Raw genomic sequence first — 681 nt, 5'->3', positions numbered from 1 at the left:
ACGATTTTAGCGTTTGGAAAAAGTTGTCTAGCCAAGTCATAGTAGGGGCTAAACATATCCATAGTAATGATTTTCACTCGACATCGGACTGCCCTATCATATTTAAGAAAGTGATTTCGGATAATAGCTTGTGTTCGTCCCTCAAGAACAGTGATAATATTGAGCTTTTCAAAATCTTGTGCAATGAAGCTCATCTTTCCCTTAGTAAAAGCGTACTCATCCCAAGACATAATCTCAGGAAGACAAGAAAAATCATGCTTAAAACGGAAGTCATTGAGCTTGCGAATGACAGTTGAAGTTGAAATGGACAGCTGATGGGCAATATCCGTCATAGAATTTTTTTCAATCAGCTTCTGAGCAATTTTTTGGTTGATAATACGAGGGATTTGGTGATTTTTCTTGACGAGAGAGGTTTCGGCGACCATCATTTTTGAACAGTGATAGCACTTAAAACGGCGTTTTTTAAGGAGAATTCTAGTAGGCATACCAGTTGTTTCGAGGTAAGGAATCTTAGACGGTTTTTGAAAGTCATATTTCTTCATTTGACTTTCACAATCAGGACAAGATGGGGCGTCGTAGTCCAGTTTGGCGATGATTTCCTTGTGTGTATCCTTATTGATGATGTCTAGAATCTGGATATTAGGGTCTTTAATATCGAGTAGTTTTGTGATAAAATGTAAT

General features: G+C 37.6%; 1 protein-coding gene. It reads right to left on the bottom strand.

Annotated elements, in window-relative coordinates:
• On the bottom strand, positions 1 to 681 hold a 681-nt coding region (locus N8M20_RS10155), incomplete at both ends, for a transposase (RefSeq protein WP_261080509.1).

This window comes from Streptococcus mitis (genome assembly GCF_946190275.1).
Taxonomy (GTDB): Bacteria; Bacillota; Bacilli; order Lactobacillales; family Streptococcaceae; genus Streptococcus; species Streptococcus mitis_DC.
Note: the sequence above shows the minus strand (reverse complement) of the source record. Positions and strands in the feature narration are given on the sequence as shown.